Here is a 16648-nt window from a genome sequence, read left to right on the forward strand (position 1 = left end):
GACGGAGTGGCAATGCGGTGCGTCCGTGCGGCGCATGCCGGAAGCCGCCGGGTGGCCCGGATCGGCTTGGCGCGGCTCCTGAGCGCGCGCCAACTGCGTCACGCGGCGCGCATCACGCTTGCGACGGGCCCGCTGCGCCGCGTTCGGCGACCGCAGCATCATACAACGCGGTCTGCGCGATCGCCGCGGCGATCCCCGCGTCGTCGTGCGAACCGTCGAGCATGCCCCAGCGCCGGTATTGGGCCAGGAACCACCGGCCGTCGAGCGGATCGGGCCGGTTCACGGCGCCGCCGTCGTGGAAACGGATCGGCAGCGGCGGCTCCGCGAACGGCCCCGCGCCGTAGTCGCCGAGCAGGCGCGGCGCGATCAGCCGCGCCGGCACGCCGATCGCGTCGGGCGACGCGAGCCAGTCGGCCGCCTCGCGGCGGTGCGCGGCGCTGTCGAGCCACGCGCAGGCATCGACGAGCGTGCGGATCAGTGCGCGTGCGGTGGCCGGATACAGCGAGACGAAGTCGCGCCGGGCCGCGAGCACCTTCTCCGGATGTTCGGGCCAGATCTCGCTTGTGACGGCGACGGTGCGGCCGGCCTGGCACGCTTCGGCGACCGCATGCCACGGCTCGCCCGCGCAGAAGCCGTCGAGCTCGCCGCCCGCGAGCGCGGCGACCATCTCGGGCGGCGGAATCACGACGCTGCGCACGTCGTGCAGCGGATCGACGCCGTGCGATGCGAGCCAGTGGTTCAGCCACATCGCGTGCGTGCCGGTCGGGAAGGTCTGCGCGAGCAGCGGCTTGCGGCCGAGCGTTGCGAGTGCGTCGCGCACGCTGCCGCTCTCGCGGTACGCGTCGGCGAGGCCACGCGAGAACGAGATGGCCTGGCCGTTGCGGTTCAGCACCATCAGCGCGGCCATGTCCGCCTGCGGGCCGCCGATGCCGAGCTGCAGCCCGCAGACGAGCCCGTACAGCGCGTGCGCGGCGTCGAGCTCGCCGCTCAGCAGCTTGTCGCGCACGGCGGCCCACGACGGCTGGCGGTTCAGTTCGAGCGTCAGGCCGTGCGGCGCACCGAGGTTCAGGCGCTGCGCGACGATCAGCGGGGCCGCGTCGCTGAGCGCGACGAACCCGAGGCGAAGATGCGCGCGTTCCGGCGCGGCGGGAGGCGAAGTATTCATGGCGGTCATGGCTGGGGTGACGCATCGAGCAACTGCCGCGCGACGTCGACGATGCGCAGGCCCTGATCCATCGCGCGCTTGCGCAGCGCTGCATACGCATCGTGCTCGGACAGCCTGCGCTGGTCCATCAGCACGCGTTTCGCGCGGTCGATCAGCTTGCGCTCCGCGAGTTCGCGCTCGACGTCGGCGAGCCGGCGGCGCAGCGCATCGTCATGCGAGAAGCGCGCGAGCGCGACTTCGAGAATCGGCGCGAGGCGCTCGGCCGACAATCCTTCGACGAGATACGCGCTGACGCCGGCGCCGACCGCCGCGCGGATCAGCGCCTGGTCGCCGTCGTGGCTGAACATCAGCACGGGGCGCGGCGCGGTCGCGTTCATCACCGCGAGCTGCTCGAGCGTGTCGCGCGACGGCGAATCGGTATCGATGATCACGACGTCGGGGCGCTGTTCCTCGACGGCCGCCGGCAGGCGCGCGGGCGTCGCGACGTCGTTCAGCATCTCGTAGCCGAGGCGCGCGAGCGCGTCGCCGAGTTCGCCGATCGGCTTGTCGGTGTCGGTGACGAGCAGCACGCGCAGGCGGGTGGGCAGGGCGGACGAACTCATGAGGCGAGCGGCAGCGGCAGAAGGTCGGCGCGGCGCGCGAACGGCATGTGACGGCCGAGTCGGGACGCGGTTCCGATACCGTGCGTGCGCGACCGGCGGCCGGCGCGAACGCGGCCAATGGATTCGGAAGAGGCGGGCGGCCGGCGCCGCGTGATGCAGCGCATGCTACGCGGCCCGGACCAGCGCCGCGTCGCGTGCGGCATCCTCATGCCGCACGGCCGCCTCGCCGATCGCGCCGCCGACGAGGATCACGGCCGGACTGCCGAGCCGCGCTTCGTCGATGCCGCGCGCGAGAGTGCCGAGCGTGCCGGTCCAGCGGCGCTCGTCGGGCGTGCCGGCCCATTGCACGGCCGCGGCCGGCGTCGATGCCGGCAGCGCGGCGAGCAGCCCCGCCGCAATGCTGTCGACGCGGCTCATCCCCATGTAGATCGCGAGCGTGGTGCCGGCCGCCGCGAGTCGCGACCAGTCGGGTTCGCCGTGGTCCTGGCGGTGCGCGGTGACGAAGGTGACGCCCTGGCAGTGCTCGCGGTGCGTGAGCGAGATGCGGAGGCTCGCGGCGGCCGCGAATCCCGACGAGATGCCGTTGACGATCTCCACTGGAATCGCGGCGGCGCGCAGCGTCGCGAGTTCTTCGCCGGCGCGCCCGAACAGCAGCGCGTCGCCGCCCTTCACGCGCACCACGTGCGCGCCGCGCAGCGCGTAGCGGCGCATCAGCCGCTCGATGAACGCCTGCGGCGTGGAGCGGCAGCCGCCGCGCTTGCCGACGCGGATCACGCGCGCCTGCGGGGCGAGTTCGGCGATGCCGGGCGCGACGAGATCGTCGAGCAGCAGCACGTCGGCGGCGGCCAGTGCTTTCACGGCCTTCAGCGTGAGGAGATCGGGATCGCCGGGGCCGGCGCCCAGCAGCGTGACTTTGCCAGTCGTCATGTCGTGTTCCAGTGCCGCGTGCTTGCGGCCGTCGATAGCGCGTTTTTCTGCGCGGCGGCGGCGGGCGGTAGAAACAGTCCGGCATCCGGCCGTGCCGCGCACGGGAGGGACGCCGTTGTCCTGACGGGCCCGCCGTGAATGACGGGCATGGTTTGCGGGAACTGCCCACCGGCGCCGTTGCCGGTGTGATGCATGACGTTCAGCAATATCCGGGCCAACCGGCGCGATGCACGGCGGGAGCGTGGCGCGACGACCGCGTGCATGAATGCGGGCGCAGCGCGCGGAGAGGCGCGATGCCGCATCGGCGTGCATCGTGCCCCGTCAGCGCGCACCGCAATGTCGCACGGCGACAGTGCTGCAGCGCACCACATCTGTGCCTCGCTGCATCGCGGCGCATCGTGCGCCGCGTGCCGGATCGCGGTGCGCGCTGGCCGGCGAGCCTTGTGCAGCGGGGATGCCGGCGCGATTCGGGCCGACATGGCACGGCGTTTGCGTAAGCTGGTTCGGACGCGTCAATGGCGATTCGTCCGCAGTACCGAATACATACGCGCCCGGCAACGGGCTTCATGGGCAACGGCGTCCTACGCATCGGGTCTCGACGAGACCGGGTGCGCAGGACGCCGTTTTTCGTTTGGCGGATGACATGACCGACAAAGCTACCCGTATCGATCTCTTCAGCCTCCGCACCGCGCCGATGCGCGCGTTCCACCTGACGTGGATGGCGTTTTTCGTGTGCTTCTTCGCGTGGTTCGCATGCGCGCCGCTGATGCCGCTCATCGCACGCGAATTTCATCTGACGGCGGCGCAGGTCGCCAACATCAACATCGCCGCGGTGGCCGCGACGATCGCCGTGCGGCTGCTCGTCGGCCCGCTGTGCGACCGCTTCGGCCCGCGCCGCATCTATGCCGGCCTGCTGCTGCTCGGCGCGATTCCCGTGTTCGCCGTGCCGTTCGCGCATGACTACCTGACGTTCCTGATCTGCCGGCTCGGCATCGGCGCGATCGGCGCGGGCTTCGTGATCACGCAGTACCACACGTCGGTGATGTTCGCGCCGAACGTGGTCGGCACCGCGAACGCGACGACGGCCGGCTGGGGCAATGCGGGCGCGGGTGCGACGCAGGCGCTGATGCCGCTGCTGGTCGCCGCCGGCCTGATGCTCGGTTTCGGCGAAAGCTCGTCGTGGCGCATCGCGCTGGTCGTGCCGGGCGTCGCGATGCTCGTGATGGCCTGGGCGTACTGGCGCTTCACGCAGGATTGCCCGCAAGGCGATTTCGTCGCGCTGCGCAAGGAAGGCGTGACGATCGACAGCGGCAAGAAGGGCGGCTGGGCGAGCTTCGTCGCCGCGTGCGGCAACTATCGCGTGTGGATGCTGTTCGTCACGTACGGCGCGTGCTTCGGCGTCGAGGTGTTCATCCACAACATCGCCGCGCTGTACTACGTCGATCACTTCAGCCTGTCGCTGAAGGACGCGGGTTTCGCGGTCGGCATGTTCGGGCTGCTCGCGCTGTTCGCCCGCGCGCTCGGCGGCTGGCTGTCCGACAAGATCGCCGCGCGCCGCAGCCTCGACGTGCGCGCGACGCTGCTGTGCGCGCTGATCATCGGCGAAGGGCTCGGGCTGATCTGGTTCTCGCATGCGCAAGGCGTCGGTATCGCGCTCTTCGCGATGCTGACCTTCGGCCTGTTCACGCACATGGCCTGCGGCGCGACCTACGCGCTGGTGCCGTTCATCGACCGCAAGGCGCTCGGCGGCGTCGCGGGGATCGTCGGCGCGGGCGGCAACGTCGGCGCGGTCGCCGCGAGCTTCCTGCTGAAGGGCGTCGGCGACGTGCAGCACACGCTGAGCCTGCTGGGCCTGGCCGTCACCGCGACCGCGCTGTGCGCGATGGCCGTGCGCTTCAGCGAAGAACACAAGGCACGCGAGGCCGAGCTGCGCGACCGCGCGCTGGCCGCGGGCAGCGTCGCGAACTGATCGACCGAAGGAAACGTCATCATGAAACTCATCGTCATCGGCCACGGCATGGTCGGCCACAAGCTGCTCGAATGCGTCGCGGCGGAAGCGGGCACGACGGGCGCGCTGCAGGTCACCGTGCTCGGCGAGGAGCCGCGCCCGGCCTACGATCGCGTGCACCTGTCCGAATTCTTCGCGGGCAAGTCGGCGGACGACCTGTCGCTCGTCGAACCCGGTTTCTTCGAGCGTCATCCGCAGTTCGACCTGCGCCTGAACGCACGCGTCGCATCGATCGACCGCGCTGCGCATACGGTCACGCTCGTATCGGGCGAAACGCTCGCGTACGACAAGCTGGTGCTCGCGACGGGCTCGCGCCCGTTCGTGCCGCCGATGCCGGGGCATGATCGCGCCGGCTGCTTCGTGTACCGGACGATCGAGGATCTCGAAGCGATGCAGGCGTGCGGCACGCACGCGAAGCGCGGCGTCGTGGTCGGCGGCGGGCTGCTCGGCCTCGAATGCGCGAAGGCGCTGCGCGACATGGGGCTCGACACGCACGTCGTCGAATTTGCGCCGCGCCTGATGGCCGTGCAGGTCGACGACGGCGGCGGCCGGATGCTGCGCGCGAAGATCGAGGCGCTCGGCGTGACCGTGCATACGGGCAAGAACACGCTCGAGATCGTCGACGGCGAGGAAGGCACGCACCGGATGGCGTTCGCCGACGGCACGCACCTCGATGCCGACATGATCGTGTTTTCGGCCGGCATCCGCGCGCGCGACGAGCTGGCGCGGGCATGCGGGCTCGACATCGGCCCGCGCGGCGGTGTCGCGATCGACGACGCATGCCGCACCAGCGACGCCGATATCTACGCGATCGGCGAATGCGCGGCGTGGAACGGCATGGTGTACGGCCTCGTTGCCCCCGGCTACGACATGGCGCGCGTGGTCGCGAAGCAGCTGGGCAGCGACGCGAACGACGCACCCGCGTTCGCCGGCGCCGACATGAGCACGAAGCTGAAGCTGATGGGCGTCGACGTCGCGAGCATCGGCGACGCGCACGGCACGACGGCCGGCAGCCGCACCTACCAGTACGCGGACGAGCGCCGGCAGGTCTACAAGAAGCTCGTGGTGTCCGACTGCGGCAAGTTTCTGCACGGTGCGGTGATGGTCGGCGACGCGGCCGAATACGGCACGCTGCTGCAGATGATGCTGAACCGCATCGAGCTGCCCGAATCGCCCGAATTCCTGATCCTGCCGTCGTCGGACGGCGCGGCGAAGCCGGCGATCGGCGTCGACGCGCTGCCGGACGGCGCCCAGATCTGCTCGTGCAACAACGTGTCGAAGTCGCAGATCTGCACGGCGGTCGCCGACGGCGCGACCAGCCTCGGCGCGCTGAAGTCGTGCACGGGCGCCGGCACGTCGTGCGGCGGCTGCGTGCCGCTCGTCACGCAGATCATGAAGGCCGAGATGAAGAAGCAGGGCCTCGCGGTCAACAACCATATCTGCGAGCACTTCCCGCATTCGCGCCAGGAGCTGTTCCACCTGGTCCGCGTCGAAGGCATCACGACGTTCGACGAACTGCTCGCGAAGCACGGCCGCGGGCTCGGCTGCGACGTGTGCAAGCCGGCCGTCGCGGGCATCCTCGCGTCGTGCTTCAACGAGTTCGTGCTGAAGAAGGAACACGCGGGGCTGCAGGATTCGAACGACTACTACCTCGCGAACATCCAGCGCGACGGCACGTACTCGGTCGTGCCGCGCATGCCGGGCGGCGAGGTCACGCCGGAAGGGCTGATCGCGGTCGGCCAGGTCGCGCAGAAGTACGGGCTCTATACGAAGATCACCGGCGGCCAGCGCGTCGACCTGTTCGGTGCGCGCGTCGAGCAGCTGCCGTCGATCTGGGAAGAGCTGATCGCGGCCGGCTTCGAATCGGGGCATGCGTACGGCAAGGCGCTGCGCACCGTGAAGTCGTGCGTCGGCTCGACGTGGTGCCGCTACGGCGTCGACGATTCGGTCGGCCTCGCGATCGACCTCGAGAATCGCTACAAGGGCCTGCGCGCGCCGCACAAGATCAAGTTCGGCGTGTCGGGCTGCACGCGCGAGTGCGCGGAAGCGCAGGGCAAGGACGTCGGCATCATCGCGACCGAGAAGGGCTGGAACCTGTACGTGTGCGGCAACGGCGGGATGAAGCCGCGCCACGCGGAACTGCTCGCGTCCGACCTCGATCGCGCCACGCTGATGCGCTACATCGACCGCTTCCTGATGTTCTACGTGCGCACGGCCGACCGCCTGCAACGCACGAGCGTATGGCGCGACAACCTCGAAGGCGGGCTCGACTACCTGGCCGACGTGGTCGTGCACGACAAGCTCGGGATTGCGGCCGAACTCGAAGCCGACATGCAGCACGTGGTCGACACCTACGAATGCGAATGGAAGAAGGCCGTGACCGATCCCGACACGCGCAAGCGCTTCCGCCACTTCGTGAACAGCGATGCGCCGGACGCGAACATCGCGTTCGTCGAGACCCGCGGCCAGATTCGCCCCGCGACGCCCGACGAGCGCGTGCGCGGCAAGCCCGTGACGATTCCGGTCGTTGTCGAAGGCGCGACGCAGGCCGTGACCGAATCCGCAACCGTCTGACCCTGACCGACACCAGCGTCTTTTCCAAGGAGCCCATCATGAACGATCGTCTTCCGTTGTCCTGGACCCGCGTGTGCCCGCTCGACGACATCGTGCCGAACACCGGCGTGTGCGCACTCGTCAACGGCGAGCAGGTCGCGGTGTTTCACGTCGCGCACGCCGACGGCGGCGTGTTCGCGATCGACAACGTCGATCCCGTGTCGCAGGCGGCCGTGATGTCGCGCGGGCTGATCGGCAGCCTCGGCGAGCGCGTCGTCGTCGCGTCGCCGCTGTACAAGCAGCATTTCGACCTGCGCACCGGCGAATGCCTCGAAGCGCCCGAGCAGTCGGTGAGCGCGTATCCGTCGCGGGTCGAGGACGGATACGTGTGGATCGCGGCCTGACCGCCCCGGAGCGCGCATGACCGCCACCCCTGTCAAGAGCGTGTGCCCGTACTGCGGCGTCGGCTGCGGGATGGTGCTGCACGTCGAGGATGGCGAGGTCGTCAAGGTGTCCGGCGACTCCGACCATCCGACCAACTTCGGGCGGCTGTGCACGAAGGGTTCGTCGGCGCACGTCGCGCTGCGCCGCTCCGGGCGGCTCGACCGCGCGTTCGTGCGCCGCGCGCGCGAGGACGATCTCGTGCCGCTGCCGGCACGCGACGCGATCGCCGAGACCGCGCGCCGCCTGCGCGCGGTGCTCGATGCGCATGGCCCCGACGCGCTGTCGTTCTATGTGTCGGGGCAGATGTCGATCGAGGCGCAATACCTCGTCAACAAGCTCGCGAAGGGTTTCGTCGGCACCAACAACATCGAGTCGAACTCGCGCCTCTGCATGGCGAGCGCGAGCACCGGCTACAAGCAGTCGCTCGGCGCGGACGGCCCGCCCGGGTCGTACCAGGATTTCGATCGCGCGAACCTGTTCTTCGTGATCGGCGCGAACATGGCCGACTGCCATCCGATCCTGTTCCTGCGGATGATGGATCGCGTGAAGGCCGGCGCGAAGCTGATCGTCGTCGATCCGCGCCGCACCGGCACGGCCGACAAGGCCGACCTGTTCCTGCAGATCCGGCCGGGCACCGATCTCGCGCTGACGAACGGGTTGCTGCATCTGCTGCATGCGAATGGCCGCACCGACGCCGCGTTCATCGACGCATACACCGAAGGCTGGGACGCGATGCCCGCATTCCTTGCCGACTACACGCCCGAGCGCGTCGCGGAAATCACCGGGCTCGCGGAAGCCGACCTGCGCACGGCCGCGCAATGGATCGGCGACGCGCAGGAGTGGATGAGCTGCTGGACGATGGGGCTCAACCAGAGCACGCACGGCGTGTGGAACACCAACGCGATCTGCAACCTGCATCTCGCGACCGGCCGCATCTGCCGCCCCGGCAGCGGGCCGTTCTCGCTGACCGGGCAGCCGAACGCGATGGGTGGGCGCGAGATGGGCTACATGGGGCCGGGGCTGCCGGGCCAGCGCTCGGTGCTGTCCGACGACGACCGGCGCTTCGTCGAGAACCTGTGGCGCGTGCCGGCCGGCACGCTGCGCAAGGAAACCGGCCAGGGCACCGTCGATTTGTTCTCGCGGATGGCGGCCGGCGACATCAAGGCGTGCTGGATCGTCTGCACGAATCCGGTCGCGACCGTGCCGAACCGGCAGAACGTGATCGCCGGGCTGCAGGCCGCGGAGCTCGTGATCGCGCAGGACGCGTTCCTCGACACCGAGACCAACCGCTACGCGGACATCCTGCTGCCCGGTGCGCTGTGGGCCGAGGGCGACGGCGTGATGATCAACTCCGAACGCAACATGACGCTGATGCGCGCCGCGGTCGCGCCGCCCGGCGACGCGCTGCCCGACTGGCGCATCGTCGCGGAAGTCGCGCGCGCGATGGGCTTCGGCGACGCGTTCGACTATGCGTCGGCGGCCGACGTGTTCGACGAGATCGTCCGTTTCTCGAATCCGGCGACGGGCTACGACCTGCGCGGCGCGAGCCACGCGGCGCTGCGCGACGGCCCGGTGCAGTGGCCGGTCGCGCCGGGCACCGCGCGCGAGCGGCACCCGATCCGCTATCTGAACGACGGCGTGAGCCAGGCGCTGCGCGCGACGTCCGACGGGAGCGATGCGCCGCATCTCGCGTTTCCGACTTCGTCGGGCAAGGCGCGCTTTTTCGCGCGGCCGCACGTCGATCCGGCCGAGCTGCCCGACGACACGTTCCCGATCGTGCTGAACACCGGGCGGCTGCAGCATCAATGGCACACGATGACGAAGACGGGCAAGGTCGCGATGCTGAACAAGCTGAACCCGCGCCCGTTCGTCGAGCTTCATCCGGACGATGCGAGCGCGCTCGGCATCGCCGCGAAGGACAGCGTCGAGATCCGCTCGGCGCGCGGCCGCGCGGTGCTGCCGGCCGTCGTGACCGAGCGCGTGCGGCGCGGCAACTGCTTCGCACCGATGCACTGGAACGACGTGTACGGCGACGACCTGTGCATCAACGCGGTGACGAACGACGCAATCGATGCCGAATCGCAGCAACCCGAACTGAAATATTGCGCGGTCGCGCTGCGGCGCGTCGAGACCGACGCGTTCGCGTCCGCCGACGACGAGACGGCACAACCCGACGCGTGCGCCGACGACGCACGGCCCGCTTCGACGATGGTGCAGGCCACTGCTTCACAGGAATCCGACATGGCAGACATCGACACTTTCGCGGCCGCGCTCGGCGTGACCGACCTCGCGCCGCCGCCGTTGACCGACACCGAGCGTCTGTACGTGGCCGGCCTCGTCAGCGGGTTGAAGGCGAGCGCCGGCCGGCGCGAGGGCGGCGTGCCGGTGCTGCCGGCCGGTGCGCCGCTCACGCCGCCGGTGCGGTTCTGGCTCGACGGGATGCTCGCGGGCCTGTTCAGCCGTTCGCTGCCCGCGAGTTCGCCGGTTGCCGCTGCACCGGCACTGCCGGCCGATGCCGCTGCAACCGGCGGCGTGCGGATCGTGCGCACGCGCCCGAAGGTCGTGCTGCTGTGGGCATCGCAGACCGGCAACATCGAATCGCTGACCGAGGATTACGCGACGCAGCTGATGAACGCGGGCTTCGAGATCCGCACCGCGTGCATGTCCGACTATCCGGTCGCGTCGCTCGCGGGCGCGCAATACGTGCTGCTGATGACGAGCACGTTCGGCGACGGCGATGCGCCCGACAACGGCAGCGAATTCTGGGACGCGCTGCAGGCCGGCAGCGCCGCGCGCCTCGACGGCGTGCACTTCGCGGTGCTCGCGTTCGGCGATCGCAACTACGACCAGTTCTGCGGCCACGGCCGCCGGCTCGATGCGCGGCTCGCGGAACTCGGCGCGGCGCGCCTGTGCGCGCGCGTCGATTGCGACGTTGAATTCCAGAACGATGCGGACCAGTGGCTCGAACGCGTCGTCGCGCGGATCAAGGAGGCCGATGCCGCGCTGCACGCGGTGCCGTCCGGCGGCATGAGCCCGTCGGGGCTGCTGCCGTCGAAGGCGCATCCGGCGCCGTCGAAGCTCGTCGCGAACCTGCGGTTGAACCGTCCGGGCGCCGCGAAGGACACGCGTTATGTGTCGCTGTCGACCGAAGGCGCGAACCTCGAATACGAAACCGGCGACGCGCTCGGCGTGTGGCCGACCAACTGCCCTGAGCTGGTCGACGAGTTGCTGTCCGTCATCGCGCTGAAGGCCGACGCGCCCGTGTCGGTGGCGGGCGTCGGCGACATGCGGCTCGGCGATGCGCTCGCGCGCCACTTCGACATCACGCGCCCGCATCCGGACACGCTCGCGTTCATCGCGTCGCGCAGCGCGAACGGCGCGCTGAAGTCGCTGCTCGGCGACGATCGCAAGGGCGACCTGAAGCAATGGTTGTGGGGGCAACAGCTTGCGGACGTGCTGCACGAGTTTCCGGTCGAGCTGTCGGGCACCGAGCTGGTCGGGATGCTGAAGCGGCTGCAGCCGCGCCTGTATTCGATCGCATCGAGCCCGAGCGCGCACCAGGGCGAGATTCACCTGACCGTGTCGGCCGTGCGTTATCACAACGGCCGGCGCGCGCGCAAAGGCGTCGCGTCGACGTTCCTCGCCGATCGCGCGGACGACGGCCGCGTGCCCGTGTTCGTACAGAAGTCCGCGCATTTCCGGCCGCCGGTGAACGGCGACGTGCCGATCGTGATGGTCGGCCCGGGCACCGGCGTCGCGCCGTTCCGCGGCTTCCTGCACGAGCGGCAGGCGCGCGGCGCGCGCGGACGCAACTGGCTGTTCTTCGGCGAGCAGCACGCGCAGACCGACTTCTACTACGGCGACGAGCTGGGCGCGATGCACGACAGCGGCTTCCTGACGCGGCTCGATCTCGCGTTCTCGCGCGATCAGGCAGACAAGATCTACGTGCAGGACCGGATGCGCGAGCAGGGCGCCGAACTGTTCGCATGGCTGGAGGAAGGCGCGCACTTCTACGTGTGCGGCGACGCGTCGCGGATGGCGAAGGACGTCGATACGGCGCTGAAGGCGGTCGTCGCCGAGCACGGCGGGATGTCGGACGACGACGCGAACGACTACGTCGCGCGGCTCGCGAAGGCGCGGCGCTATATGCGGGACGTGTATTGAACGCAGGCGGGGCGGCTTGACGCGGCCGTGCCGGCTGGCTGTCCCGGCAGGGTGGCCGGTCAGCCGGCGGCGATCCGGGCTGTCGGGATGGCGGTCGATGACGGACGCGGTGTGACCCGTCGGTCGCCAACAGCTTGCGTCACTGCTGCCGATCCCACGCGCGCGCCTGTTCGGCACGCACGAACGCTTCCGACGACTGTGGCAGCAGGTTGCGGAATGCGCCGCTGTCGCGTTCGATCACGTCGACCATCTTCGCGATCATTTCCTCGGGATCGTGCTGTTCGAGCGGGAACGTCAACCGCTGGGGCGTCACGGTGTGGACGGCCGGATCGTGCCAGCGCTGCGTCGTTTCCATCATCCGGTCGTTGAAACCGGTCCTGTACGGGCCGGGGTTCACGACCGCGACGCGGATGCCGTGCGGCGCCAGTTCCGCGTGCATCGCCTCGGCGACCGATTCGACCGCGTGCTTCGACGCGCAATAGGCGCCCGTGAACGGCCCCGTGATCAGGCCCGCGATCGACGACACGAACACGATCTTGCCGTGCCGGCGCGCGAGCATCCCGCGCGCGATGTGCTGGGTGAGTTCGAGCGGCCCGAACACGTTGACATCGAACAGCTCGCGCACGATTTCGACCGGCAGGTCGACGAGCGCGCCGGCTTCGCCGACGCCCGCGTTGTTCACGAGCACGTCGAAGTCGAGATCGGCCGCGCGGGCGCGGTCGTGGGCCGACGTGACGTCGAGCTTGATCGCGCGCAGCGCGGTGCCGCGTTGCGCGGCGGCAGCCGTCAGTTCGTCGATCTCGGCGGTGACGCGCACGCCTGCCGTCACGTCGTGACCGCGTTCGGCGAGCCGCAGCGCAACTTCGCGGCCGAAACCGGTGCCTGCGCCGGTAATGAGGATGCGTTTCTGTGCCATGTGCCTACCTTGTGATGTGAAGGGTTGCCTGAAAGCGGTCGCGGCAGTGCAGCGCGATCGCGGTGTCTTCGTCAACACTGCCGCCCGAGACGCCGATGGCGCCGATGCAGCGGCCGCTGCCGTCGACGAGCGGTTCGCCGCCGCCGAACGTGACGAGCCCGCCGTGACTGTGCTCGATGCCGCGCAACGGACCGTCGCCCGACATCGCGCCGAGCGCGCCGGTCGATGCGCGGAAGCGCACCGCCGTCAGCGCCTTGCGCTGTGCGAGATCGATCGCGCCGAGAAAGCAGTCGTCGGTGCGCACGAATGCGAGCAGGTTCGCGCCGGCATCGACGATGGCGATGGCGAGGCCGGCGACCTGCAGCGACGCGGCATGCGCGAGTGCTGCTTCGATCGTGCGGCGGGCGGCTGCGAGCGGCAGCGGGGCGGTGAGCGGGTCCATTCGAGGCTCCGGTGGGACGACAAGGCCAGTGTAGGCAGTTGCGGTATATGGGAGAATCCGCATTCCGCTCGTAGGAGCTTCAAGTTTTTTTAATGATGGGCAGACGCGATCCGATGGCCGGGCTGCACGTGTTCATGACCGTCGCGACCGCCGGCAACTTCACGCGGGCGGCCGCCGCGCTCGGCCTGACGCCGGCGGCCGTCAGCCTCGCGATCGGGCAGCTCGAGGGCGAGCTGAACGTGAAGCTGTTCAACCGCAGCACGCGCGGCGTGAGCCTGACGGAAGCCGGGCAGCACTACTGGCGGCAGACGGAGCCTGCGTACCGGCAGGTCATGCAGGCGCGCGGCGACCTGAAGGATGCGCGCAGCGAGCCGAGCGGGCTGTTGCGCGTCACTGCTCTGCCGCTGGCGCGCACGCTCGTGATCGCGTCGGTTCTTGCCGTGTTCCGCGAGCGCTATCCGAAAGTCCGGCTCGAAATCCGCTACGAGAACGAGCTGGTCGATATCGCGAAGGACGGCTTCGATGCGGGGATCCGGCTCGCCGACCGGTTGCAGCCGGGCATGATCGGCGTACGGATCGCGCCCGCGCTGTCGTGTGCGCTGGTCGCGTCGCCCGGTTATCTGGCACGGTACGGCGCGCCAGCGTCGATCGCGGAGTTCGAGCGTCATGCGTGCATCCGCTTCCGGTTTTCTGAGAGCGGGCGCCTGCACAAATGGCTGCTGCACGACGGGCGCCGCGACGTCGATCTCGACCCGGACGGCGTGTTCGTGACGAACGACGCCGACGCTGTGATCGATGCGGCGCGCGCGGGTGTCGGCATTGCGTTTGCGTTCATGCGCGAGCGGATCGAGCAGGACCTGCGCGACGGCACGCTCGTCGAGGTGCTGCCGGGTGCGTGCCGGACGTTGCCGCCGATGTGGCTGTATTACGTGAATCGCAAGCACGTGCCGGCCAAGTTGCGCGCGTTCATCGACGTGCTGCGCGAGCGGGCCGGCGCGGACGTGGCGTAATCCTGTCGCGCGGCTGCCGGCAGCGATTCGCGCGGAGGTGCATGATGGCGGCTCCACCCACGAAGCCACGGAGTCGCGTCATGCCGGTATCCCCGCATTTCCCGATTCGAACCCTTGCGATCACCGCCGCGCTGGCGGCCGCCGCGACACCCGACAACGCGGTGCTCCTGACCGTCTTTCTTAAACACGACCAGTCGCGACCGCTCGCCGAGCTGAACGCGCAGCTTGCGAAGCAGGGGTTCTACAAGGCGTTTCCGCCGCCGGGCGTCGAGGTGGTGAGCTGGACCGTGACGATGGGGATCGGTTAAATCGTCGTGCTGCGGCTGCCGGTATCGCGGCTGGGCGAGGTCAATCGCGTGCTCGAGGATACGGCCTGGGGTGCGTACCGGACGGAGTTCTATCCGACTTACGACTACAAGGCGATCGGGTTGGGGGAGCATGAGCGAGCGAAGTGACGCGCGAGTCTGGGCTTTCTGTCTCGTAATGGTGCCGGCAGCGGCTGGATGACTTGATAGGGCGTATTGTGGCCGAGGCTCGTTTTTCTCAATATGATTTGGTATTGAGAACACCTGCATTCGATCGAAAAATGAATGGGTGTAATTGAAATTGATTCGGGTCGGTTAAAGTCGGGGACTCTTGATTTTGATTAATTGAAATGATTTAAATAAGCGACGTCCCTGGAGTAAATCGTATGGGAGGGTTGTTGCTTTTGACAATTCTTGATGATTCCTTGCGAAGAAAGGGTGGCTTTCTGGCGCGAAATCGCGTCCGGCACGCGTCTTGTCGACCCATGTTCATCTTCATCAGCTCTGTTTTCTGGTATGATCCGCGCGCGCTGATCGAGGCGCGATGATGTCGGGGTAACGAAAGAAAGTCGTCGAAAGAACGTTGGTGTTGCCTTCGCGGCAGCTGTAGTAGTGCATATAACGGATTGTCCGATTTGACATCGATGTCAAACGGAATTGCTCACGAATAATGCGAGAGACCAGAAAACTTCCGCTTGTCGTCGATCTCGACGGCACGCTGACGACGTCGGATACCTTGATGGAATCCGTGATACGTGTCGTCAAGCATCAACCTGCAAATGTGTTTCGAATGCCTTTCTGGCTCGCCAGCGGTCGTGCCGCATTCAAGGGCAAGGTCGCGGAGCAGGCAGATTTCCGGGCAGAGACGATTCCTTATCGCGAGTCACTTGTCGATTACCTGGCTCACGAACGCAAAGGCGGCCGCCAGATCGTGCTGGCGACGGCCGCCCATCGTTCGATCGCCGAGCGGGTAGACGCCCATCTTGGCCTGTTCGATCTCGTCATCGCGACCAGCGGCGACACAAACCTGAAAAGCGAAACCAAACTCGCCGGCATTCGCGAACTGGTCGGCGACGATTTCGTCTATGCCGGCGACAGCAAGGCCGACATGCCGATCTGGGCCGGTGCGAAAGGCGCCATTCTGGCTGGTGTCGCCCCCGGTGTTGCTGCCGACGTCCGCGGCAGTATTCCCGTCGAGCGGGAATTCTTGAACGAGCGTGCCGGTTTCTCGACATGGTGCAAGGCACTGCGTGTCCATCAATGGCTTAAAAACCTGCTGTTGTTCGTCCCGCTGCTGACGGCTTTTGCGTTCTTCGACACAGGCAAGGTCGCCACGCTCGTGCTCGCGTTTCTGTCGATGTCGCTGGGCGCATCGGCAACCTACATCGGCAACGACCTCTGGGACCTGGACAACGATCGGCGCCATCCTCGCAAGCGCAATCGCGCGTTCGCGAACGGGACGCTGTCGATTGCCCAGGGGCTGGGTGGTGCTGCGGTGCTGCTCCTGGTGGCGTTTGCGCTGGCATTCGCCGTGTCGGTCGAGTTTGTCGGCATGTTTGCGCTCTATCTGCTGCTGACGACCGCATACAGCTGGCGCCTGAAATCGGTCGTGCTGCTCGATGTCGTCGTGTTGTCGCTGCTGTACACGCACCGGATCGTCGCGGGCGCCATTGCCGCGGACATCGCAGTCAGCCGCTGGCTCCTCGCATTTTCCGTGCTTGCCTTCCTGAGTCTTGCGCTCGTGAAGCGCTGCTCCGAACTCGTGTTCCTGCGCCAGAACGACAAGCATGCATCGGCGGGCAGGGATTACCGCGTGGGGGACCTCGAAGTGTTATGGCCGTTCGGGATCGGTGCGTCGCTGGCCGCGGTGGTCGTGTTCGGCCTGTTCATCAATGCCCCCGAAACCGCCGCGCGTTACACGATTCCGCATCTGCTATGGCTTGTGCAGATCGGTCTGATCTACCTGTTCGGCCGCCTGTGGATCGCAACGGTTCGCGGTGCGATGCACGACGATCCGATTGTCCACATTCTCGAAAACCGCGGTAGTTTCGGCATGCTTTGCGTGATGGTGGTGCTGGTGCTGGCCGCTCACTTCCTGCCTGCGCTGTAAGC

General features: G+C 68.2%; 11 protein-coding genes and 1 pseudogene. 7 read left to right on the plus strand and 5 right to left on the minus strand.

The genetic code is table 11. The features are described 5' to 3' along the window. Positions 1-112 precede the first annotated feature (112 nt). From ACM6JT_RS08680 to cobA, 3 genes are all read right to left on the minus strand, one after another. Positions 113-1165 (minus strand): CmpA/NrtA family ABC transporter substrate-binding protein, encoded by a 1053-nt coding sequence (locus ACM6JT_RS08680; protein WP_414856282.1) that lies wholly within the window; start codon positions 1163-1165, stop codon positions 113-115. A 5-nt stretch (positions 1166-1170) separates the two neighbouring features. Further along, entirely contained in the window at positions 1171-1767 is a 597-nt protein-coding gene (locus tag ACM6JT_RS08685; RefSeq protein ID WP_034180215.1) for an ANTAR domain-containing response regulator, read from the minus strand. Positions 1768-1932: 165 nt separating this feature from the next. Beyond that, entirely contained in the window at positions 1933-2694 is a 762-nt protein-coding gene (gene cobA / locus ACM6JT_RS08690) for a uroporphyrinogen-III C-methyltransferase (RefSeq protein WP_414856283.1), read from the minus strand. A 643-nt stretch (positions 2695-3337) separates the two neighbouring features. On the opposite strand from cobA, the gene ACM6JT_RS08695 reads away from it, so the two are divergent. From ACM6JT_RS08695 to ACM6JT_RS08710, 4 genes are read left to right on the plus strand one after another with little or no spacing between them, the layout of a single operon-like run. Further along, on the plus strand, positions 3338-4663 hold the full coding sequence (locus tag ACM6JT_RS08695) for an MFS transporter (RefSeq protein WP_414856284.1): 1326 nt from the start codon (positions 3338-3340) through the stop codon (positions 4661-4663). Between the two features lie 21 nt (positions 4664-4684). After that, positions 4685-7276 carry a nitrite reductase large subunit NirB gene (gene nirB / locus ACM6JT_RS08700; protein WP_414856285.1) on the plus strand — a complete coding sequence of 864 codons (2592 nt, stop codon included), beginning with the start codon at positions 4685-4687 and terminating at the stop codon, positions 7274-7276. Between the two features lie 38 nt (positions 7277-7314). After that, entirely contained in the window at positions 7315-7659 is a 345-nt protein-coding gene (nirD, locus tag ACM6JT_RS08705) for a nitrite reductase small subunit NirD (RefSeq protein WP_034180211.1), read from the plus strand. 16 nt (positions 7660-7675) lie between these two features. Next, positions 7676-11863, plus strand: coding sequence for a molybdopterin-dependent oxidoreductase (locus ACM6JT_RS08710; protein WP_414856286.1), 4188 nt, complete (start codon positions 7676-7678; stop codon positions 11861-11863). A gap of 139 nt (positions 11864-12002) precedes the next feature. Here the strand turns inward: ACM6JT_RS08710 and ACM6JT_RS08715 are convergent, their stop codons facing one another. Both ACM6JT_RS08715 and ACM6JT_RS08720 read right to left on the minus strand, forming a co-directional pair. Continuing rightward, positions 12003-12779 carry an SDR family oxidoreductase gene (locus tag ACM6JT_RS08715; protein WP_414856287.1) on the minus strand — a complete coding sequence of 259 codons (777 nt, stop codon included), beginning with the start codon at positions 12777-12779 and terminating at the stop codon, positions 12003-12005. A gap of 4 nt (positions 12780-12783) precedes the next feature. After that, positions 12784-13221, minus strand: a complete 438-nt coding sequence (locus ACM6JT_RS08720; RefSeq protein ID WP_034180208.1) for a GlcG/HbpS family heme-binding protein — start codon at positions 13219-13221, stop codon at positions 12784-12786. 95 nt (positions 13222-13316) lie between these two features. Between ACM6JT_RS08720 and ACM6JT_RS08725 the strand changes: the two genes are divergently transcribed. The 3 genes and pseudogenes from ACM6JT_RS08725 (at position 13317) to ACM6JT_RS08735 (ending at position 16646) form a co-directional block, all read left to right on the plus strand. Next, the gene (locus ACM6JT_RS08725) at positions 13317-14231 is read left to right on the plus strand and encodes a LysR family transcriptional regulator (protein WP_034180207.1); all 915 of its coding nucleotides are present in this window, start codon (positions 13317-13319) and stop codon (positions 14229-14231) included. A gap of 80 nt (positions 14232-14311) precedes the next feature. Continuing rightward, positions 14312-14686 (plus strand): annotated as a pseudogene (locus ACM6JT_RS08730) (hypothetical protein). Between the two features lie 520 nt (positions 14687-15206). Continuing rightward, positions 15207-16646, plus strand: coding sequence for a UbiA family prenyltransferase (locus ACM6JT_RS08735; protein WP_034180206.1), 1440 nt, complete (start codon positions 15207-15209; stop codon positions 16644-16646). The last annotated feature ends 2 nt before the right edge of the window (positions 16647-16648 follow it).

The sequence above is a fragment of the Burkholderia sp. IT-111MI5 genome, assembly GCF_949752865.1.
GTDB lineage: Bacteria > Pseudomonadota > Gammaproteobacteria > Burkholderiales > Burkholderiaceae > Burkholderia > Burkholderia pyrrocinia_C.